The 20,444-nt window shown below is 46.7% G+C and carries 19 protein-coding genes; 4 read left to right on the forward strand and 15 right to left on the reverse strand.

Annotated elements, in window-relative coordinates; all coding sequences use genetic code 11:
• Positions 1-211, reverse strand: a 211-nt coding sequence (locus ACJMLT_RS00575; RefSeq protein WP_405724998.1) for a zinc-ribbon domain-containing protein, incomplete at its 3' end; no start/stop codon positions are given.
• A gap of 252 nt (positions 212-463) precedes the next feature.
• On the opposite strand from ACJMLT_RS00575, the gene ACJMLT_RS00580 reads away from it, so the two are divergent.
• The gene (locus ACJMLT_RS00580; protein ID WP_405725001.1) at positions 464-982 is read left to right on the forward strand and encodes a biotin transporter BioY; all 519 of its coding nucleotides are present in this window, start codon (positions 464-466) and stop codon (positions 980-982) included.
• A 43-nt stretch (positions 983-1,025) separates the two neighbouring features.
• Here ACJMLT_RS00580 and mgtE read toward each other — a convergent pair whose 3' ends face one another.
• Complete coding sequence (mgtE, locus tag ACJMLT_RS00585) at positions 1,026-2,381, reverse strand: magnesium transporter (RefSeq protein WP_405725004.1); 1,356 nt, start codon at positions 2,379-2,381, stop codon at positions 1,026-1,028.
• 408 nt (positions 2,382-2,789) lie between these two features.
• On the opposite strand from mgtE, the gene mscL reads away from it, so the two are divergent.
• Positions 2,790-3,239, forward strand: coding sequence for a large conductance mechanosensitive channel protein MscL (mscL, locus tag ACJMLT_RS00590; RefSeq protein WP_405725007.1), 450 nt, complete (start codon positions 2,790-2,792; stop codon positions 3,237-3,239).
• Between the two features lie 192 nt (positions 3,240-3,431).
• Here the strand turns inward: mscL and ACJMLT_RS00595 are convergent, their stop codons facing one another.
• The 4 genes from ACJMLT_RS00595 to ACJMLT_RS00610 form a co-directional block, all read right to left on the reverse strand.
• Positions 3,432-4,772 carry a DUF2812 domain-containing protein gene (locus ACJMLT_RS00595; RefSeq protein WP_405725009.1) on the reverse strand — a complete coding sequence of 447 codons (1,341 nt, stop codon included), beginning with the start codon at positions 4,770-4,772 and terminating at the stop codon, positions 3,432-3,434.
• Between the two features lie 109 nt (positions 4,773-4,881).
• The gene (gene dnaB / locus ACJMLT_RS00600; protein WP_405725012.1) at positions 4,882-6,231 is read right to left on the reverse strand and encodes a replicative DNA helicase; all 1,350 of its coding nucleotides are present in this window, start codon (positions 6,229-6,231) and stop codon (positions 4,882-4,884) included.
• A gap of 33 nt (positions 6,232-6,264) precedes the next feature.
• On the reverse strand, positions 6,265-6,711 hold the full coding sequence (rplI, locus tag ACJMLT_RS00605; RefSeq protein WP_405725015.1) for a 50S ribosomal protein L9: 447 nt from the start codon (positions 6,709-6,711) through the stop codon (positions 6,265-6,267).
• Entirely contained in the window at positions 6,708-8,696 is a 1,989-nt protein-coding gene (locus ACJMLT_RS00610) for a DHH family phosphoesterase (protein ID WP_405725018.1), read from the reverse strand. The genes rplI and ACJMLT_RS00610 overlap by 4 nt, the downstream gene beginning before the upstream one ends.
• A gap of 285 nt (positions 8,697-8,981) precedes the next feature.
• On the opposite strand from ACJMLT_RS00610, the gene ACJMLT_RS00615 reads away from it, so the two are divergent.
• Positions 8,982-10,220 (forward strand): AI-2E family transporter, encoded by a 1,239-nt coding sequence (locus ACJMLT_RS00615; RefSeq protein WP_405725021.1) that lies wholly within the window; start codon positions 8,982-8,984, stop codon positions 10,218-10,220.
• Between the two features lie 77 nt (positions 10,221-10,297).
• A complete protein-coding gene (locus tag ACJMLT_RS00620) occupies positions 10,298-11,185 on the forward strand; it encodes a CPBP family intramembrane glutamic endopeptidase (RefSeq protein WP_405725024.1) in 888 nt (295 codons plus the stop codon).
• Between the two features lie 36 nt (positions 11,186-11,221).
• On the opposite strand, the gene ACJMLT_RS00625 is transcribed toward ACJMLT_RS00620, so the two are convergent.
• From ACJMLT_RS00625 to ACJMLT_RS00665, 9 genes are all read right to left on the reverse strand, one after another.
• A complete protein-coding gene (locus tag ACJMLT_RS00625; protein WP_405725027.1) occupies positions 11,222-11,437 on the reverse strand; it encodes a DUF1653 domain-containing protein in 216 nt (71 codons plus the stop codon).
• Positions 11,438-12,352, reverse strand: a complete 915-nt coding sequence (locus ACJMLT_RS00630; protein ID WP_405725030.1) for a diacylglycerol/lipid kinase family protein — start codon at positions 12,350-12,352, stop codon at positions 11,438-11,440.
• A gap of 135 nt (positions 12,353-12,487) precedes the next feature.
• Positions 12,488-13,033: a stage V sporulation protein T gene (gene spoVT, locus ACJMLT_RS00635; protein ID WP_405725032.1), complete on the reverse strand. Its 546-nt coding sequence runs from the start codon at positions 13,031-13,033 to the stop codon at positions 12,488-12,490.
• Positions 13,034-13,271: 238 nt separating this feature from the next.
• Positions 13,272-13,706: a hypothetical protein gene (locus ACJMLT_RS00640; RefSeq protein WP_405725035.1), complete on the reverse strand. Its 435-nt coding sequence runs from the start codon at positions 13,704-13,706 to the stop codon at positions 13,272-13,274.
• Positions 13,707-13,717: 11 nt separating this feature from the next.
• Positions 13,718-14,242, reverse strand: coding sequence for a hypothetical protein (locus ACJMLT_RS00645; RefSeq protein WP_405725037.1), 525 nt, complete (start codon positions 14,240-14,242; stop codon positions 13,718-13,720).
• 32 nt (positions 14,243-14,274) lie between these two features.
• Positions 14,275-16,431: a dynamin family protein gene (locus tag ACJMLT_RS00650; protein WP_405725040.1), complete on the reverse strand. Its 2,157-nt coding sequence runs from the start codon at positions 16,429-16,431 to the stop codon at positions 14,275-14,277.
• 119 nt (positions 16,432-16,550) lie between these two features.
• Complete coding sequence (locus ACJMLT_RS00655; protein WP_405725043.1) at positions 16,551-17,510, reverse strand: M48 family metallopeptidase; 960 nt, start codon at positions 17,508-17,510, stop codon at positions 16,551-16,553.
• A 77-nt stretch (positions 17,511-17,587) separates the two neighbouring features.
• Positions 17,588-17,887, reverse strand: a complete 300-nt coding sequence (locus tag ACJMLT_RS00660; protein WP_405725046.1) for a hypothetical protein — start codon at positions 17,885-17,887, stop codon at positions 17,588-17,590.
• A gap of 141 nt (positions 17,888-18,028) precedes the next feature.
• Complete coding sequence (locus ACJMLT_RS00665) at positions 18,029-20,443, reverse strand: leucine-rich repeat protein (RefSeq protein ID WP_405725049.1); 2,415 nt, start codon at positions 20,441-20,443, stop codon at positions 18,029-18,031.
• Position 20,444 lies beyond the last annotated feature (1 nt).

Below are 20,444 nucleotides of genomic sequence, written 5' to 3' on the forward strand. Positions count from 1 at the left end.
TCCAAAGGATGCATACAATAAAATTCACCACAGGGATCGCCAAAAGAATGAACATCAGCAGATAATCCCCCATAGACAATACTTCCGCCCGATTTTCCGTCTGTCTTTCCTCTCTGACCGATTCTTCTTTTTCCAAAGGCATGCCACAGTGCATACAGAACTGATCCTCCGCTTTCACTGCACCGCCGCATTTTTTACAGATTCTCGACATTTTTCCTTCTCCTTCCCAAACATTCACGATATATTTTCGTTATCATACCATAACAATCGGATTTAGGGAAGACCATTGACAAGTTTTAAGAAAATCTTTATAATTCGAAATCACGAAGAAAGCAAGACATAAAAATGATTTTCATGAACTTGTTTGATGAAAATCATTTTTTATGACTTATTTGCGAAGCAACCGACCAAAAAGCCGAAGGTTTTGAGGTTGTCTTCGATGTTGGAGAAAGGAGGAAAACCGATGAAAACCAATGATCTGACCCGCATTGCCCTGATGACGGCTATCCTTTGCATCCTTGCACCCATCAGTCTTCCCCTTCCTGTCAGTTCTGTTGCCCTGACACTGGCCACCTTCGCCCTCTATCTGATGGCTTATATCTTAAAGCCCAAACAGGCTGTGATCGCCGTAGGGCTGTATCTGCTTTTAGGGGCTGCAGGACTTCCCGTTTTTTCCGGCTATATGGCAGGCATCAGCCGTTTTGCCGCTCCCGGCGGCGGTTATCTTCTGGGCTATCTCTTCCTTGTTGCCCTTGGCGGATGGTTCGTGCACCGTTTTTCCACCCTTCCCCTGCAACTGCTGGGGCTCTTTCTCGGCACCTTTGTCATGTATCTTCCCGGCACCCTCTGGATGGCCTATGTAACAGGCATCCCCTTTCTTGCGGCTCTGCCTGCAGGCATACTGGTCTTCCTGCCGCTGGATATCCTGAAGATCCTTTTTTCCGCGTATATCGGCAGAAAAATCCAAAAACAGATCAAATAATAAAGCCTTCGGAAATATTCTTTCCAAAGGCTTTTCTTTTTTCTTATAAAATCAGAGTTGTTGCGATACTGAAATATACCACCAGCGCAATGGCATCGACCACGGTGGAGATCAGAGGGCCGGCCATCATGGCAGGGTCCAGTTTTACCGCCTTCGCAATGATAGGCAGGGCACAGCCCAGGGTTTTTGCCAGAAGAACGGCAACCCCCATACTGATGGATACAGTCAGGTCAATATTAAAGGGAGTTGCTTTATCAAAGAACGTCATACGCCCCATATTGATGATCGCCAGAACCAGACCACAGATCGCACCGACACGCAGTTCCTTCAGCACGACCTTAAAGGTATCACGCATCTGAATCTCACCCAGAGCCAGACCACGGATAATCATGGCAGAGGCCTGAGAACCGGCATTACCGCCGGTACCTGTAATGATCGTCATGAAGCTGGACAGAACGACCACAGAATCCAGCAGATCCTGATACATCCCGATGACAAAGGCACTCAATGTACCGGAGATCATCAGAACGCACAGCCAGGGGATACGGTTCTTTGCCAGGGCGATCACGCTCATTTTCAGATATTCATCATCGGAGGGCAGAACAGCATTCATCAGTTCCATATCTTCGGTGGTTTCCTGTTCGATAACGTCCACGATATCGTCGACTGTGATAATGCCAACCATACGGTTTTCCTTATCTGTGACAGGCAAAGCCATCCAGTTATATTTTTTGAAGATATTTGCTACTTCTTCCTGGTCATCCAGTGTATTTACCGCCATAACGTCATCCTGCATCAGGTCGCCAACAGTGGCTTCATCGTCGGCACAGATCAGCGTTCTCAGAGGCACTACACCGATCAGTTTTCTCTGGGCATCGATGACATAGCAGGTGTAGATGGTTTCCTTATCCATCCCTACCTTTTTGATTTCAGACAGGGCATAGGCCGCTGTCATATGGGCACGCAGGCGCACAAATTCAATGGTCATCAGGCTGCCCGCGGAATTTTCGGGATAGTTCAGAAAGCGGTTAATAAGCTGTCTCGTTTCCGCATCTGTGTTGCGCAGCACCTTTTTGACCAGATTGGCAGGTGCTTCCTCCAGAAAGTCGATCGTATCATCCAGAAACATTTCATCTACGATGTTGCGTACTTCTCGGTCTGTGATCGACTGTACGATATGTTCCTGTGTGTCATTATCCATATAGGAAAATACTTCCGCCGCCACGTCTTTCGTCAGCAGACGGAAAACAAACAGCTGTTTTTCATCGGAAAGTTCTTCAAAATATTCCGCAATGTTGGCAGGCTGTTCTTCGTTCAGTTCCTGTTTCAGCTGAAGATATTGTCCGCTTTCCATCAAAGCGGTGTAATTATCGAACAAGATCTGCATTTCTTCATCCATTATTTTCACCCCAAATCCAAATAAAAAAAGCACAGCTTTTTTGATACAAAAATCTAAAATCGCCGTGCCGGTTTATCTGAAAAAAGGCATAAAGACGCAGAGTCAGCCCAAAATATCAAAAAGAGGCTGTCCCGAATGCACGGCAATATTCATCTCAACAAATCGTCGGTTACCCTCAGGTTCTAAAGGGATACTGTCTTTACTATGACTGCCGTCCATTCCATTTCACCTCATCTTTCTTAACTGAAATATTACTTAACTTCTTCAGTATATTCCTTCAAAATTTTTCAGTCAACACCCTTTCGAAAATTTGGTGAAAAGTTTGCATATCCTATTGGATGCGCCTGTTTTTTTTGGTATACTAAGGAAGAAAATACAGCAAAATACACTTTTAAGGAGGAATTTCCAATGGCTCTGAAAGATACATTGAAAGAATTTAAGGAATTTGCGGTAAAAGGCAATGTGGTTGATATGGCTGTCGGCGTGATCATCGGCGGTGCGTTCGGCAAAATCGTGACTTCCTTTGTAAATGACCTGATCATGCCCGTGATCGGCAAAATCACAGGCGGCACAGACTTCACACAGATGTACCTGCCTCTGGACGGCAACACATACGCAACACTGGAAGAAGCACAGGCGGCAACAGCAACGATCGCTTACGGCTCCTTTATCACACAGGTACTGGACTTCGTCATCGTTGCATTCGTGATCTTCTTTGCGCTGAAAGCTCTGGTAAAATTCAAAAAACCCGAAGCACCCGCACCCGAAGAAGCACCTACAACAAAAGTATGCCCCTTCTGCAAAATGGAGATCCCCATCGAAGCAACAAGATGCGGTCACTGCACATCTGAACTGTAAGACCTTTTTCTGGGGCCAGCCCCAGACCCCGCAAGGGGAATCTGGTCAAAGCATCTTCCTTCGGAAGACGGCTTCGCCGCCGCCTTGTTCTTGGCGGTGCTCATACCCCTTGACCCTTATACGCCACAAAACTACGTTTTGTGGATGGAAAATAATTGGAACATGAAAAAAGGAGAGAATATTTCTCTCCTTTTATTTTGTCTGGGATTGAAAAACTCGACTGATTTCCGTCAGGATTTTTTCCACTTCCACATTCCCTTTATATTTCATTTCCATCAGCTGATCGCCCTCTCTGGCAAGGATATGTAGTCTTTCGCCTTTTTCGCCTGTGATCTTACAAACGATCACTTCATCCAGCGTTCCTTTTGGAATATCCAGAACCTCTCTTCCGGCATCTGTCCAGTCCAGTTCTGCCCCGGAATATATGCCGGCTCCCCTCACGACATGCTCCGTCAGTTTTTCAAACTTTCTTTCTGCCAGCATTTCCAGACGGTAATTCCAGTATTGTGTCTGCAGACCGGTCAGTTCTCCCGTATGCTGTTCTTCCATATACTGGGTCATAAAAATTTTTCGTTCTGCCACAGGCAGGTTTTTATATTTCACACCGTAATTCTGCACTCTGCTCCAGAATTTTGCATCACGGTACTCATTATTTTTCTGAAAATCCGTGCCGTTTCGAAGGCCAAACCCTTCTCTGGATAGGTCAACAGGCACACCATATCTTTCCCAGTCGCCTGCCTGCAGTTCTTCCACCCGAACAACAGGCAATTCTGCATACGAAATCTTTTCAGGCATATCAAAGGTTTCTTCGTTCATATTGCAGGCATAATAGCCCGCTGCCGCCAGCAGCAGCACAAGTACAGCAATGCAGACCGTATTTCTCCCGCGTCTTCCATGCCAGTCGATGTCACTGTCCTCCCAGCGGCCTTCTTCCTGCAGCTGTCGCTGTTCTTCCAGTTCTGCCTGTTTCCTTTTCAGACGTTTTCTGTGGAAATGGTTAAAAACAAAACCAAAGAGCAAAATTGCGACCCAATGCCATGTTCTTCCTGCTGCAGCCATCAGGCTTTCTGCCTTCAGACCATTGAGGTATATCGCGTAAACAAATGGAATCAAAATCGTCACAATAATAAACCAGTCAGGCTTTTTGCCATTGGTTTCTGTTGCAAGGATCTGCCGTTCCACTTCCAGCCGCTGGATCTCCAAATGGTCATACAGATCAGGAATGGTCATGTCCTCTGTCGCAAAGACAAATTCCTTTTCCCAGCGGCAAACCATCTGCCAGCCCTTTGCTGCAATTTCTTCCAGTTCTGTTTCTGTGGGATAGTCCGAAAAAACCTGTGTGGCATAGCGGATCTCCTTGGGTTCGCCTTCCCGAAAATAATAATACCACTGCCCGATCTCATCCAGAAAAAGTCCCCGTCTGGCCATATCCTGAAAATATGCCTGGGCATGCAGCCCGTCCCGTAATGGCATCTGCCGTTTCAGTTTTTTGATGCGTTTTTCCGCCATTCCTTCGCCCCCATTCTTCCGCATTTTTCCTGCTTTTATGATAGCACAGCGGCGAACCCGCTGCAATTTCCCGCCGGAAATCGTAAGAAAGATTTAAGGAATAAAAAAAGCTCCGCAAATGCGGAGCATATTTTCAGAATTTTTTCAAGAGATTGCCAAACTTTGTATACTGACCCATCCAAGCCAGATCGACCGTACCCGTCGGGCCGTTTCTCTGTTTTGCGATAATGAGTTCTGCCTGATTTTTCTTTTCCGTATCAGGGAAATAATATTCGTCACGATACAGGAAAGCAACCACGTCGGCATCCTGCTCGATGGCACCGGATTCACGCAGGTCGGACAGCATCGGTCTGTGGTCGGCACGCTGTTCGCAGGCACGGCTCAACTGGCTCAGTGCGATCACAGGTGCTTCCATTTCCCTTGCAATGGCCTTCAGGGAGCGAGATATCTCCGATATCTCTTGCTGACGGGAATCGGTTCTGCCGTTGCCGCTCATCAGCTGCAAATAGTCGATCACGATGAGGCCCAAGCCTTTTTCCACCTTCAGGCGGCGGCACTTGGAGCGTACCTCCATCGGGGTCACACCAGGGGTATCATCGATATAAATGGGGGCTTCAGACAAAGGCCCCATATGGCGGATCAGCTCTGCCCAGTCATTATCATCCAATTCGCCGGTTCTGAGCTTCTGGGCATCCAGCATGGCTTCGGAACAGAGCATACGGTTTACCAGCTGTTCTCTGCTCATTTCCAGAGAGAACACCGCCGTAGGCACATTGTGGCGGATAGCCGCATTCTGAATGATATTCAGTGCAAAGGCCGTTTTCCCCATGGAAGGACGAGCCGCCAGCAGCACCAGATCGGATTTCTGCAGACCTGCCGTTTTGGCATCAAAATCCACAAAGCCCGTAGGCACGCCGGTCAGTTTGCCTTTGGAACGGTAGATATCCTCGATCTTTTCGATGGAAGACACGGCAATGTCTCTGATATGATGGAATTCTTCGGAATGGCGTCCCTGCATGATATCAAAGATGCTCTTTTCCGCTGTATCCATGATGGTATTGACGTTTTCCTTTCCGTCATAACTCATCTGGGAAATATTCCCCGCTGTGCGGATCAGTCGGCGCAGAACGGATTTTTCTTCTACGATGGCCGCATAATGTCGCACATTGACAGAACTACCCACTGCCGTGGAGATGGTTGCCAGAAAAGAAAGGCCGCCGATCTGTTCGAACTGTCCTTTTTCTTCCAGTTTATTTTTCACCGTAACCATATCGATGGGCGCGCCGGAACGGAACAGTTCCTCTGCCGCTTCAAAAACCATACGATGGTCGGGGCGATAAAAATCTTCTCCTGTCAGCACTTCCAGGGCAAGGGAAGCCGCTTCCCTGTCCAGAAACATGGAGCCGAGGACTGCCTGTTCCGCCGTTGCATCGTGGGGCGGCACACCGCGCATATATTCATTTTGTTTTTCCTGTTGTTCCATGTTCATCCGCCTCCTGCGGTCAAATCACATGCCTTACGCTTCTACGATCTTGATTGTCACTTCTGCGGTTACCTTGGGGTGCAGTTTGATCACTGCTGTTCTTTCGCCCAGCATTTTGATGGGATCGCCGATGGATACTTTCTTTTTGTCGATATCCAGTTTTGTCTGTTTGATGATCTCTTCTGCAACTTCCTTATTTGTTACAGAACCGAACAGTTTGCCGTTACCGCCTGTTTTCACCTTGATAGTAACCACTTTATCTTCCAGTGCTTTTGCAGTTTCCTGGGCTTTTTCCAGTTCTTCCTGTTTACGTTTTGCTTCTGCTTTCTGTTTCAGGTCATAGTCGTTCAGGTTGGATTTTGTTGCTTCCACACCCAGTTTTTTAGGCAGCAGGAAGTTTTTTGCATACCCTTCGCTGACATTTACCAGATCACCTTTTTTCCCAACGCTTTTCACGTCCTGTAATAAAATCATTTTCATACTGTTTCCTCCTCAAGATATTCTTCAATGGCTTTGCGGATCATCGCCTTCGCTTCCTCTTCGGTGCAGTCTTTCAGCTGTGCCCCGGAAACGGTCAGGTGGCCGCCGCCGCCCAGTTTTTCCATAATTCTCTGTACATTGATATCCCCAAAGCTGCGGGCAGATACATAAACCAGATCATCCACCTTACTGCAGACAAAGGATGCCTGAATCCCTGTTACATTCATCAGATCATCTGCCGCCTGTGCCGCAATCAGCATGGAATTTTCCACGTTGGAAGGGCAGACGGAAATGGCCATGTTGTTATGGAACAGTTCTGCGTCTCGCACCGCTGTTGCCTTTGCTTTATAGGACTCGATATCATTCTGAAACAGCCTGCGCACACGAATGCTGTCCGCGCCGTTGCGGCGCAGGAAACCTGCTGCTTCAAAGGTGATGGCGCCGGTTTTCACGGCAAAATTTTTCGTATCCACCGTGATCCCTGCCAGCAGGGCATCGGCTTCGATGGATTTCAGTTTGACCTTCTTGCCGATATGCTGGATCATTTCTGTGATCAGTTCCGCAGTGGAAGATGCATAGGCTTCGTGATAGGTAAGCACTGCATTATCGATGGCATCGGGACTCTTTCTGTGATGGTCGAACAGCACGATCTTCTTGGCTGCCGCCAGCACCTGATGGCTTTCCACAATACTGCTGCGGTGGGTATCCACCACAATGACCAGCGTTTTTTCATCCATCATCTTCAGGGCTTCCGCTTCTTTGATGATCGCTGCTTCATAATGGCTGCTTTCCGCCATATTTGCACAAAGACGCTTTACCCCAATGCCTACATCATTCATGATGATACGGCATTTTTTATCCATAGCCCTTGCAATGGCACAAATACCCATGCAGGAACCCAAACTGTCCAGATCCGCATTGCGGTGCCCCATCACGAGGATAGAGGAAGATGCACCCATCAGTTCCCAGAGAGCATCTGCCTTCACGCGAGCACGGATACGGTTATTTCGGCCCACTTCCCCGGCCTTGGCACCATAGAATAGGTATTTTTCCCCTTCTTTAATCAGAACCTGATCGCCGCCGCGACCCAAAGCCAGATCCAGCGCCGCTTTCGCAGACTGCATGGCTTCTTCCAGGGAACCGCCGCCGATGCCGATCCCCATACTCATGGTAATGGGCATATGCTCACCAACGCTGATCTCACGCACCGTGTTCATAACGTCAAATTTCTTTTCTTTCAGGGCTTCCAGATTCCCCTTAGAGATGAGGAAGATATATCTGTCTTTTTCCAGTTTACGCATCACGCCGTTGGCATCTGTGGCAAACTGAGTCAGTTTTCTGTCTACCACTGCAGAAAGCAGAGGCTGTCTGTCTTCCGCCAGCGTATCCACCACGTCTTCGAAATTATCCAGAAACAGCATCCCAACAACGGTTTCGCTGTTGTCCAGTTTTTTCTCCAGTTCTTTTTCTCTGGTAACATCCAGCATAGTCATATTCAGAACCATGCCCACTGCACCGTTTTCCGCTACCACATCACACTGGTTCAGGGCTGCTTCATAAAATCTGCCCCCTGCTTCCACCAGATGGGTTTTGCCGGTGCCGTTCTTTTTCAGAGATTCCACTACAGCATCCGCTTTTTCTATTTCCGGAAAAACTCTGGTAAACAGCTCGTTATACATCAGGATATGTCCGCGGATATCCAGCACCGCATAAGGAACGGGCATATTTTTCGGAATGGAAAAATTCTGCTGCAGCACTGCTGTATCCAGAAATGCCGCCTTGCTTTCTCCGTCCTTTTCCTGTCCGCCGCTGTCTCCCAGCATCGTCCAGCAAAAATAGCCTGCCGCAGCCCCAAGAATCGCACCGATCCCGATCTTTACATCCAGAATAAAACAGATGCAGACCAGCAGCACCACCGCCGCAGCCCCTATGATTCCGGGTTCTCTCTTTTTCTTCTTTTTATTACCACTCAAATCGTCCATCATGGCCTCCATTCAAGTCATTTCCGTTAAAAGACATACTTTAACTTATAGAGTATACCACAAAATTCAGAAAAGCACCATAAAATCATAAAAAAGTCAGCCGATGCCCGCCGCATCCCTTCCATGAATTACCATATTTCACTCATTTCCATAAAATACTGCGAAATAGTGAAAAATTTTAACACATTCCCTATGGCTTTCCTACAAAATTCATAGTATCATAAATCATATAATGTCCTGAATTTGGAGACATTTGTAAAAACGAATGTATCTTTGAGGTGATATCCTATGCGAAAGTTTGATTTATTCAGACGCAACCGAAATGAACAGGATAAGATGTTAGGCAAAATCAGTCTGTATGTACTGGCTGTTGCCATCCTGCTGATTCTTTTCGAAAAGGTCATCGGCCATCTGCCTGCCATCAGCGTCAGCATATCTACATTTATCCAGCATCTGAATACCCTGATTTCCCCATTTATCATGGGCTTTGCCATCGCATATATCATGAATCCCTTCATGAAATTCTTTGAACGGCACTTTATTCACATGTTCAAATTCTGCGATACACACAGAAAACTGACCAGAACCTTCTGTATCCTGCTGAACTACACGATCGTCATCGGCGGCACAGTCTGGATCGTAATCTATCTGCTGCCCGAAATCCGCGACTCCATCATTGCATTCGCTACCAATATCAGCGTATATTCCGATGCCATGAATGAGCGTATCCGCTATATTTTCGACCAGATCCCTTACATCGATTCTCAGGATGTAAACAATGTCATCGACCGCATCATGGCTCCCATCAAGCACATGTCCGAAAATGCACCGGAACTGATCGAGGCAATCGCAACCAATGTATACAGCTTCGGCCGACTGACGCTGAACTTTATCATGGCGATCTTCATTGCCTTTTACATGCTGTTTGACAAAGAACGGTTCGCCAAAAAGATCGAAAAAGCAGCCTACGCTCTTTCTTCAGAAGAAAAGGCGAAACAGTTCCTGTATAACACAGAAAGAGTTCACCTGATTTTCAATGAATTTATCGTAGGGAAAGCCATCGACTCTCTGATCATCGGTATTCTGGCTTTTATCGGGATGTCCCTAATCCAAGCACCCTTCCCGCTGATCCTTGCACTGATCATCGGTGTCACCAACATGATTCCCTACTTCGGGCCTTTCATCGGTGCCATCCCCTCGATCCTGATCACCCTGCTGATCGATCCGCCTCTGGCAGTGGTTGTCAGCATCTTTATCCTGATCCTGCAGCAGTTTGACGGCAACATTCTGGGTCCTAAGATTCTGGGGGATTCCGTAGACCTGAGTCCTTTGTGGATCATTCTGGCTGTTATGATCGGCGGTGCTTTCATGGGTCCCATCGGTATGTTTATCGGTGTACCCGTTTTTGCAACGGTAAAAGTCTTCGGCGGCGAATATATTGATCGCCTTTACTGGAGAAAATATCCCTCCAGCAACCCTCTGAACCTTTCCAAGAAAAGCGAAGAGGAAGAAAACAAAGAAAACTGATCCTGAAAGAAAAAGTCGGCTTTCGTCTCTATGACCAAGCCGATTTTCTTATACTCTGTTGATACGGGAGGTCTTTTATGACAGAAACCACCAGAACCAATCGATTCACCTTGCTGTTTTTCCTTTATTTCATGGGCTCCTCTGTGGCGCTTGCCATGGTTCCCGCCATCAGGGAAATGTCCGACAGCGCCTATATGCTTCTGGCGCAGCTGATCAGCTTCCTGCCGCCCATGGCATTTTATTTCTTCTATACAAAAAAAGATATCCGTCAAACCCTGCGTCTGCGTCCTCTCGGATGGAAAAACGTCCTGCTCATCCTTTCCTTCGGCATATCCATTCAGCCTGTCATGAGCCTGCTTTCCTACCTGATGAGCCTGTTTTTCCCCAACCCCGTGGAACAGTCCATCGAAGGGATCCAGCAGTCGGGCGTGATCCTCTCCATGCTCTCCGTGGCCGTTCTTCCTGCTTTTCTGGAGGAAATCTTTTCCCGCGGTATCCTGTTGAGCGGCTATCAGTTCCTTGGCCGCTGGAAGGCTGCACTGGTCTGTGCATTACTCTTCGGCCTTTTGCACATGAACCCCCAGCAGCTGCCTTATGCCTTTGTGGTAGGCTTTATCTTCTGTTTCCTTGTAGAACGGACGGATTCCCTTTTTGCTTCTATCCTGCCTCATATGATCATCAACGGTACTACCGTTGTCAGTATCTTCACCCAGAACGCAGCCACTGCGCCCTTGGAAATGAGTTCCTCCGCCATTCTGGTCACGCTGCTGGTGATGGCGCTGTTTTCCATCCCCTGGCTGGCATTTCTGCTGTATCTGTTCCTGAAGGTCAATCCGCCCAGAGCGGAACTCTGTCTGACTGATGAAAACGGGGAAGCCTATACCGAACGATTCCTTACCCCGTCCATGCTGCTGGTTTTCCTTCTTTATGCAGTCTGCGGCATACTGCCCTATCTTTCCCGATGACAAAAAGAGCATACCACTCAAACGGTATGCTCTTTTTTATTCTCCAATATATTTGAATCTGGGAACAGGTTTCCCTTCCACTTCTACTGTTTCCAGAAACATATCCAAAGGGCGCACCCAGATGCCTTCTTCCCCATACTGCTGCTGATAAACGACCATTTCCTCCAATGTTTCGGAATGTCTTGCAATAGCCAGCACACGATACGGTTTCCCTTTATAATGTTCATATTTCCCGCCAATGACGATGCCCATTTAATCTTCCTCCAATCCGTTTGGTATGATAAAACGGAAGGCACTCTGTACCATTTCTGCCTTCAGATATGTAAAACGGCTGATCTCTCCATCAATACTGATATTGGTAGGCTCCGCCACTGCCAGTTCCAGTTTTCTGTATTTTTCGTACAGCACTTTTTCCTCCGCCAGCCTGGTTTCCAGATAGGTTCCCGTTTTGTATTTCGGCAGAATCCCAATAAATTTTCTTCTGGATATCATCTGCACAATACCCACATCCATCAGACCGTCATGAAGGGCTGCTTTTGGCGAAGAACAGAAACCGCCGCCGCAGAAACTGCCGTTTGCAAGGGTACAAAGCAGAAATCTTCCTGTCATCGTGGTGCCGTCTGCCCAGCGGAAAGACATACGCTTGCCCATGGGCTTGGCAAATTCCGCCGCCACTCCGATCAGATAGGCCACAGGGCCGCTGATCAAAGGCTTTTTCTTCCACTTTCCAACCTGCGCCGCCACTTCGCAGTCAAAACCGATATTGGCCATATTGACTACATATCTGCCGTTGATATCGATCACATCGCAGGGCACAGATTTTCCTTTCACCTGTGAAAGGATATCCATAAAATCCTTTTTCTTTCCGAAATTTCGGATAAAATCGTTGCCTGTTCCTGTGGGCAGCAGTCCCAGCTCCGTCTGCGGAAAGCCCTTTGCACCATTGACCGCCTCATGAAAACTGCCGTCACCGCCACAAATATAAAAACGCACCTTTTTCCCTGCTTCACAGGTTTCTCTGACAAAACGCTCTGCATCGCCCGCAGCCTTTGTCGTATAAATGGTATATGGAGCCGCTATTTCTTCCATTGCCGCCCTGATCTGCGGGATCAGCTTTTCCGCCTTGCCCTGACCTGCGGAAGGGTTGATGATAAAAATATGTTCCATGCTATTCTCCCCGTATCATTCTTTCCTAAACTTCCTACAGGATACCACATTTTTCGACAAAACAAAAGCCCTTGGATCCGCTGTCCCAAAGGCTTTCCTTTCTTTCCTCTGTCTCTTTCCCACCGAAAACAGGCTTTACTGTTCCATCTGCTTCCCCAGAAAACCTGCTGCTGTCTGAGCCAGTTTTCCTTCCACTTCTCCCATTTTCTGGTCTTTGGAAAGAAATACGATAGCTCCCATGGCATCCCCTTCCGCAATGATGGGCATGATCAGCTGATGATTATAGCTTTCGCTATTGTCATCGGCCAGCACAGGAACAAAATTGGCATCATTGCGTGCCGCGATCAGTGACGTCCGTTTGTTGATACAGTTTTCCATTTCGGAACTGATGTGTTTTTCAAAAAATTCCTTCTTGCCTCCGCCGGAAACGGCAATAATCTGGTCTTTATCTACGATGCAGGTGATATGTCCCGCCGTCTGAGCCAGAGATTCCGCATATTCCTTGGCAAAGGCCCCCAGTTCCCCAATGGGAGAATATTTTTTTAGGATGATTTCCCCTTCTCTGTCAGTAAAAATTTCCAGAGGGTCGCCTTCGCGGATCCGCAAAGTACGACGGATCTCTTTTGGAATAACCACTCGCCCCAGATCATCGATCCTTCTTACAATGCCTGTTGCTTTCATCTATATTCCTCCTGCCTTTGTGTCTTTTCTGTGCAAGTAGTATTCGCAGGAAAAATTGAAATATACGCCATACCTGCCATGGGACAATCTGGCAAAAAGAATATCATTTCAGAAAATTCTCTGTAAAATCAAATTTACATCTTTCTAACACCTATGGACATACGCTCCGATTAACAGGTAGATCCGAAATAATGCCATTGTCATTCACTCTGCTTCTTTTTTTCATTTCTCTGATTCTTCAATGTACACCATTCACCCTTTCCATAGCCAGTGCTTTTCTCCTTGCCCATTCTTCCCGATTTACATAAACATCATTTATCGAAAAATCATGAAATCCTGAAATCCCTCGAATCGGACGAAGCTGTTCATCCAGCAGCCACCAGTCGTAACATTCCTCCATTCCAAAGCCATCGCCGTCCGCATCTTCCGTACTGCTCCAGGAAGAGACCGTTACTACACCATTCTCCGGTCTTTCAATACTGTACCATCTTTCTGCCTCAAAAAACAGGTATCCTCTTTCCAACAGAACCTTTCCAGAAATATATCCAATCAGTTCTTCAGGCAGTTTCTTTGGTTGTGCTCTCTGTTTTAACACTGCCGCCGCACCTGATCTTTTTCCCATCTTAGAAATCGTTTTTTTCGTTTGTTTTCTTCCAAATAAATTCATAAGCATCTGTATCCTCCTTATCTCTCCTGACCAAAACGATCACAAATATTCAGTAATTTCTGCAAATTCATCTCCAGCTGCTTTCTATACGCCTCTACAACCCGCCCTCTCCTTTTCGCTTCTGCTGTGGTCATCTGATGAAGCTGCCAGAGAAAACCGACTGCAAATTCGCCTATTCCCAGCAGAAGTCGAATCAATGTGGATTCCAGACCAAGGATCGGAAGCAGAAAGAACAATGCTGTCATGCTCACGACCAGAAGAATAAACCTGTTTTTCAGGCTAGACCTTCCAGCTACTTTTACTTCACAAAAATCAAAAGCATCGATCTGTTCTGTCAGCGCAGATATTAGATCCTTCTGCTCCAAGCCCTGCAGTGCTTTCCCCTCCTCTGTAAAAATACTTTTAAAACGGTGACTGCGAACGTTGTACCATCTCTGCAGCTCTGATACAGGGACATTCGCAATATCCATGGCACAGTATGTTTTTTCAAAATCATGCATCAGGTTATTCCAGTGTTTTTCTAATGTTCTTCTATACATCATTCGTGCTCCCTTCTGCCCACCAGTTCCTTCTCTTATACCACTTGAACTGCGATTTCTCTCAGGCGCTGTTCTGTCAGAACAGAACCGTTCAGCATGCTATACATGGTTTCCAGCTGTTTCAGCAGCAGCGCTCTGATTTTTTCTGTGCGTTCCGCTTCTTCTTTTGCCGCTTCAGCGTTTTTTTCCAGTTCAGCAATGGCCTTTTCCAGTCTCTGGAGATAGTCGTTGATCTGGCGCTGGATATTATCTGTCATCATCATGCCGCTACGAGTGATCACGCTCAGTTCTGTGTCCATATCCAGAATGAAACTTTCTTCACGGTGATTCAGCTCTGCAATCGTTGCTTCACGCATGGCTTCCAGCATCGTCTGTGCACCTGTTTTACGTGCCATTTTACCCTGCTTGATCATGCTCATCAGTCGATATGCCAGCATAGTTACACCGACAGGCCAGTAAATGGTCATTGCAACCGCTTCAAAGATAGAATTCTTAATTGTGTTGAAAGCTGCTCTTCCGGTTGTTTCGTTGCCGCCAACCCCTTTCATGATCGTTTCAGGATCACAGGCCATAATACCCATGATGATCTGCACCAGATCAGAACGGTCTTCCACACCGGTAGCCACGTCTTTCGTATCCACGTTGTATGTATTTTTCAGAGCTCTTGCGATTTCTTCGTAGGAGATAGGAGAATTCAATCCCTCCAGCTGTCTGCTGTATCCATCCAGTTTTCTTTGCAAAATCTGCAATCTGTTGTCAATGGCACATCCCACACCTGCAGCAACGCGTTTCATTTCAGGAGAAATATATGCATTCACAGCATCTGTCAGAGGTTTCATGCGTTTTTCCAGTTTTTTCTGTTTCGCTTCCTCATCCTCACTCAGTGTACCCCAGATTTTGTCCCATGCCATGCCAGCCATCTGGCCAATGCCAAACTGGATATTCTCTTCTGCAAAATGTGCTGTCCAGCCTTTATCAATAAGAGATACACACTGCTGGTATTCATTACGGGCATCCTGCAGGATACCTGTTGCGCATTCGCAGCAGCTTTCACGGATCCCCTCCAGAATATTCGTATAATCAGCCATGTTTTCTGCCAGCCAAGCCCTTTTCCGTTCCAGTTCTTCTGCTGTGCTTTCATAAACCTGCATGATGGCTGCAATCTGTGCTTCTGCTGCCTGATACATACCTGCCATCTTAGGCAGATATGCCTGGAATGCCTTGCGGTCGCGGCCACCATCTGTCAGAAAATGTGCCAGGGCATTTTCAAATACAGGCACACCGGTTGTATTTTCATCCACCATGATATCTGTACCCATCACGCGGATAGTCTCACCTTTACGGGCTTTCAGTGCACCATACGCATTTGTGTAAAAGACACGGCTCTGGAACAATTCCTCATCAAAACTGCCGTTTTCTTTTGCAAACACATCTTTCAGCTGTGTACGGATGTGCTCTTTCACCGCAGGCACACTAGACTCTTCTACCTGATCGAAATGATTTACTACAAAAAACAGATTCTGCATCTGCTTGCCTGCAAAATGGTCTCTTACATACGCTTTATCGTCTTCTGTAAAGGGCACCCCTGCATGGATCAGATAAACGATGGCATCTGCACTCTTTGCAAATTCTCGTGCCGCCTTTGTATCTGCTGCACAGTTCAGTGTGCCGGGGGAATCCACCAGCTGTACCATATTGCCGCCAATACCTTCCTGGGCTACCTGAAGAACTGCATAGTCGATTCTTTCAAATTTTTCTGCATCCTCCTGATCCACACGATATTCTTCGAAAAATTCTTCCAGTGTCAGTTCCTGTTTCAGCTGCCGACCTGTATGTGTGTCGCATTCTTTCAGATAAACGATGGCCTTTTCTTCCTTGTCAAATACCACTTTTGTAATAATCGCTGTTTCAGGTGTTGCCGCCATGCGCAGGATATCCTTCCCCATCAGAGCGTTCATCAGGGTAGATTTACCGCCATTGAACACACCGGTAAACAATACCTGGAAAACGCCTTCTTTCAGTTTTTCCTGATGCTGTTTCAGCTGCTGACATTCTGCACTCATCCCCAGACCGGGAACAAAGCCGTAGATTTCTTTTTTACTCTGATCTGGTGTGCCCAGCAGATCTGCATATACTGTCATGCCTTCCATTACTTTGTTGGATAATTCTTTTACGTTTTCATAGTTTTTCATAATCTTTTCCTCCTTATATTCCATTGTTTCTCTTTGTCTGTTTTCATCAGGATCTCTTTGATCTGTTTTTATCATAACCTGTCCTTTTTTCTGGCGTTCAACTTGTTTCCGTTTTCGCTTTACAGTACACGGATCTGTTCTTCTACCGCCTTCATCAGTTCCGCTGCGGTCATTACTCCGGTGGGAGGCACCATATTTCTTGCCAGATAATAACATTCACTGTTTTCAAAAACATCCAGTGCCTGAATTCTCTTTGGCAGGATAGGATGGGATGCTGTATATTCCCCAATACGACGCAGCACACCGGCTTTGCGGTAGTTCTGACTGCTTTCCACATAATTATCTGCATCCAGCCCTTCCACCTGTACGAAACCAAGTTCCAGCTGCATCAGTGTTTTCTTCGCGATTTCCATATCACCGCAGCACAGCAGGCCTGCGCGGTCGGCTGTAATCTCGGAGCGTCGAGACCATGCTTTGATGGCAATACATGCACTGTTATATGCCACAGGTCCTACTACGGGGATCGCATTTGCCATAGTCCCCACTACATTTGCCGCTGTGTGATATACCACATGCCCCATTGCTACATGACCGCATTCATGACCAATGACAAAACTGAGCTGTTCCTTTGTCAGGGCAGATACCAGATGATTTCCAAGAACGATGTAAGGTTCTTCGTCGCTGCCCATGGTGATCGCATTGAAACCGACTGCACCGGATACCACTACATAAGGTCTGCGGATCTGCAGCATTTCCACACAATGTTCCACGATCTCATTCAATTCGGGGAAAGTTTTTTCATTCACGGGGATACCGGAAGAAAGGACTGTGCCGTATTTCGCATCCACCGCCGTGTCGATCAGAGATTTGAACACTGTATTGATCACTGGGTTATCCAGGATCCTTACCTGTACCGCATCCACGGGATGGCTATATACCATGATGTTTTTTTCTGCCTGTTCAGGAAGGATAGCCTTTTTTGCTACTGTCAGTGCCTTGTGCAGGAATTCTCTTTTTCTGCTTCTGCTGTTTTCTGTTTCATAAGCTGTATTTGCTGTTGCTTCCATATTCCATGTCATAATGATTCCTCCTTATTTCAATCAACCATTGTTTTTATTTTCTGATTTTATTGTAATCTTTCCGTTTTTTCTGCCGTTCAACTTGTTTCCGTTTTCTCTTTTCTCAAGGGATCACATACCGCCCGCAGGGAAGTCAGTTTCAGATATACTCCCTGTTTCTCTGCCGCTTCTGTAATCAAAGAAAGAAGGATCTCTTCCATCTGATTCAGAAACCAAACTGTCGCAGCATCCTTTTTCCGCTGGGGCAGTTTCGTGATACCAAGCAGGAGTTTTTCCGAGAAAACACCTCTCAGGCCGCCCTTTTCCTTCTGGGGTAACAGCCATGTACCAGCTGTTTTGTTATAATCAATTTCCTTGATTTCTATGATCAGTCTCATTTCAGCACCACTTTCGTTTCTTTATTCTCTTTTGTAACTCCATCATATCCTCTGCATTTTCTCCGCCGTTCAACTTGTTTCCGTCCACATAAAAAAGCCGCCCGACCTTTCGGCCGAGCGGCTTCGCTTAGCATTTCTTTATTAACTTTCTAGCAGTACAAATTCATATCCCAATCTCTGGGCATATTTATGCATGCCGCTATTTTTATACACATACAGTGTGGCATTTTTATTGATACCTAAATCCACGCCATCTTCAGCAGGTTTTGCATTCTTTCCGAAATGCACTTCCTCCAGATTATCCGCGCCACTGAATGCATCCCACCAAAGCGTTGCATCGTCTGCAAGGATCTCTACCTTTTTCAGATTCTCACAGCCAATAAAGGAACATGCACCAACATGTGTCACTGTTTCAGGTACTACGATCTCTTCCAGACCATTACACCATCTGAAAAGACAATCGATCATTTCTGCATTGCCCAGATCCACATTTTTCAAATTTGGCAATTCACTAAATAGTGCCCAGTTCAGATGGGTGATACCGTCACCCACAACGATGGTTTCAATATCTTCCCTGAAGCTGTACCACCAGTCAGGCATTTCGGGGCAGTAGATCCAGTAATAGGGAAATTCTGCTCTCCATGCTTCAAGCTCTTCCTCAGGAACATCGAAGCACCATGTCTGCCCAGTACCTTCCAGTGTCAGCGTTCTGGTTCCTCTATCAAAGAACCAGCGGATATCTTCGCCGCACCAGCCGTCACATAGATATTCATGGTAAATATCATATGTTATCGCAAAAGTATTGGCAGAACAATCCTTATAAGTATGGATCGTGAAATCCTTATGCGTATATTCGCCGTCGGCATCATAGGTGAAAGGTGTATATACTCGTCCCTGTTCATCCACTTCAGTTCCAATGGCCGTATAAGGTCTAATGACCACATTTTCCAGAGATTCGCAGTTCATGAATGTACCAGCCTTCAGTTCATCCAGTCGGTAGGACAGGTCCACATGTTTCAGCTGTCTGCATTCCGCAAAGGCCCAATGGTCGATGGTTTCCACTGTATAAGGCAGAACGACGCCTTCCAGACCCGTACCATGGAAAGCATTCCAGCCGATGCGTTGCAACGCAGGGCTCCATTCTACGTCTTTCAGGTTTTCCGCACCAATAAAAGCATTATCACCAACACTTGTGATGCCCTCACTCAGAACTACATATTCGATCTCGCCCATCTGATCTGCCCAGGGGGCATAGTCTCTGCCTTCACGGTATTCTTCCGGATTCTCTTCCATCCAAAGGCCGTTGTAATCCGGCATCTCACCTTCCCCCGTAATGGTCAGCACACCATTTTCCAGAGTCCAATTCAAATTTTCTGCACCACTCTGTGTATTTACAGCCGTATCTGTTCCGCCGCCATTTCCAGCCATGCCAATTCCCAAAAGCACCGCCAGAACCACCACACTTGCCACAGCAATGATTTTGAAATTGCTGCCTTTTTTATTGGAAACAGGTTTCTTTTCTGTTTTCTTCTCTATTTTTTCTGTTTTCTTCTCCGGTTTTTCTTTTTCAGTCTTTGGCATTGCCTCATACAGTTTCTGATGCAGTTCATCCATAGAAGGCAGTCTTTTCTGCGCCCTCAGCTGCATCCCTTGACGGAACACCGCTGCCTGTTTATCTGTCAGGCCGGGAATTTTCCCTTTGAAATCAATTTCTTCTTCTCCCAGCAGGCGTTCCGGCGCATCGGGCGGCACTTCGCCTGTCATGCAGAAATACATAGTGGCACACAGAGCATAAACATCGGTCCAAGGCCCCAGACTGCCACGGTTCTGATACTGCTCAATCGGCGCATAGCCCTGTTTCAGGATCGCTTCTGTAGATCTTGTCAGTGGCCGTTCTGCATCGGCATCGCCCACATCTCTGACTGCACCAAAGTCCAGCAGTTTCATTCTGCCATTAGGCAGCATCATAATATTATCGGGGCTAATATCTCGATGAACCAAACCTGTTTTATGCACTTTCCCAAGGGCATCGATCACAGGCTCCATCAGAGAAAGAGTCTCTGCTACTGTCAGTTTCCCGCCCTTTGCTGCCACATACTGCTTTAATGTAATGCCGTCTACATATTCCATTACGATATAGGCAGTATTATTTTCCATAAAGAAGTTCTTGACCTGCACAATTTCTGCCACATCAGAAAACTTCGCCAGCATTTTTGCTTCCCGCATGAATCGTTCCTTGTTGCTGCGGAATCGTTCACCTACAGTTCCTGTATAACTGACTACCTCAGAAGAAACTGCAGCTTCTCGCATAACTGCCCTGTCAGGAAAATATTCCTTGATGGCTACAGGAATATCCAGATACAGATCCCAACCCAGATATGTAATTCCGAACCCACCTTGGCCCAGTACACGGCCAATCAGATACTGTTCCTTCAGAACCGTCCCCACCGACAGCTGGTGACTTTCATTCTGCATACCTTCCTCATATCCGCAGTGTACACAGGCCGTTTCTTCCGATTTTATTTTCATACATCCAAAACATCGTTTTTCTTTCATA

It is taken from the genome of Anaerotignum sp. (assembly GCF_045122575.1).
GTDB lineage: Bacteria > Bacillota > Clostridia > Lachnospirales > Anaerotignaceae > Anaerotignum_A.

What these genes read in the sequence shown, in the direction of transcription:
- ACJMLT_RS00650 (WP_405725040.1), bottom strand. Translation starts at nt 16,431, where the DNA reads ATGAAAAACTATGAAAACGTAAAAGAATTATCCAACAAAGTAATGGAA.
- ACJMLT_RS00595 (WP_405725009.1), bottom strand. Translation starts at nt 4,772, where the DNA reads ATGCGGAAGAATGGGGGCGAAGGAATGGCGGAAAAACGCATCAAAAAA.
- mgtE (WP_405725004.1), bottom strand. Translation starts at nt 2,381, where the DNA reads ATGGATGAAGAAATGCAGATCTTGTTCGATAATTACACCGCTTTGATG.
- ACJMLT_RS00625 (WP_405725027.1), bottom strand. Translation starts at nt 11,437, where the DNA reads ATGGGCATCGTCATTGGCGGGAAATATGAACATTATAAAGGGAAACCG.
- mscL (WP_405725007.1), top strand. Translation starts at nt 2,790, where the DNA reads ATGGCTCTGAAAGATACATTGAAAGAATTTAAGGAATTTGCGGTAAAA.
- ACJMLT_RS00655 (WP_405725043.1), bottom strand. Translation starts at nt 17,510, where the DNA reads ATGACATGGAATATGGAAGCAACAGCAAATACAGCTTATGAAACAGAA.
- rplI (WP_405725015.1), bottom strand. Translation starts at nt 6,711, where the DNA reads ATGAAAATGATTTTATTACAGGACGTGAAAAGCGTTGGGAAAAAAGGT.
- ACJMLT_RS00580 (WP_405725001.1), top strand. Translation starts at nt 464, where the DNA reads ATGAAAACCAATGATCTGACCCGCATTGCCCTGATGACGGCTATCCTT.
- dnaB (WP_405725012.1), bottom strand. Translation starts at nt 6,231, where the DNA reads ATGGAACAACAGGAAAAACAAAATGAATATATGCGCGGTGTGCCGCCC.
- ACJMLT_RS00610 (WP_405725018.1), bottom strand. Translation starts at nt 8,696, where the DNA reads ATGATGGACGATTTGAGTGGTAATAAAAAGAAGAAAAAGAGAGAACCC.
- ACJMLT_RS00620 (WP_405725024.1), top strand. Translation starts at nt 10,298, where the DNA reads ATGACAGAAACCACCAGAACCAATCGATTCACCTTGCTGTTTTTCCTT.
- ACJMLT_RS00615 (WP_405725021.1), top strand. Translation starts at nt 8,982, where the DNA reads ATGCGAAAGTTTGATTTATTCAGACGCAACCGAAATGAACAGGATAAG.
- ACJMLT_RS00640 (WP_405725035.1), bottom strand. Translation starts at nt 13,706, where the DNA reads ATGCTTATGAATTTATTTGGAAGAAAACAAACGAAAAAAACGATTTCT.
- ACJMLT_RS00630 (WP_405725030.1), bottom strand. Translation starts at nt 12,352, where the DNA reads ATGGAACATATTTTTATCATCAACCCTTCCGCAGGTCAGGGCAAGGCG.
- ACJMLT_RS00645 (WP_405725037.1), bottom strand. Translation starts at nt 14,242, where the DNA reads ATGATGTATAGAAGAACATTAGAAAAACACTGGAATAACCTGATGCAT.
- spoVT (WP_405725032.1), bottom strand. Translation starts at nt 13,033, where the DNA reads ATGAAAGCAACAGGCATTGTAAGAAGGATCGATGATCTGGGGCGAGTG.
- ACJMLT_RS00660 (WP_405725046.1), bottom strand. Translation starts at nt 17,887, where the DNA reads ATGAGACTGATCATAGAAATCAAGGAAATTGATTATAACAAAACAGCT.
- ACJMLT_RS00665 (WP_405725049.1), bottom strand. Translation starts at nt 20,443, where the DNA reads ATGAAAGAAAAACGATGTTTTGGATGTATGAAAATAAAATCGGAAGAA.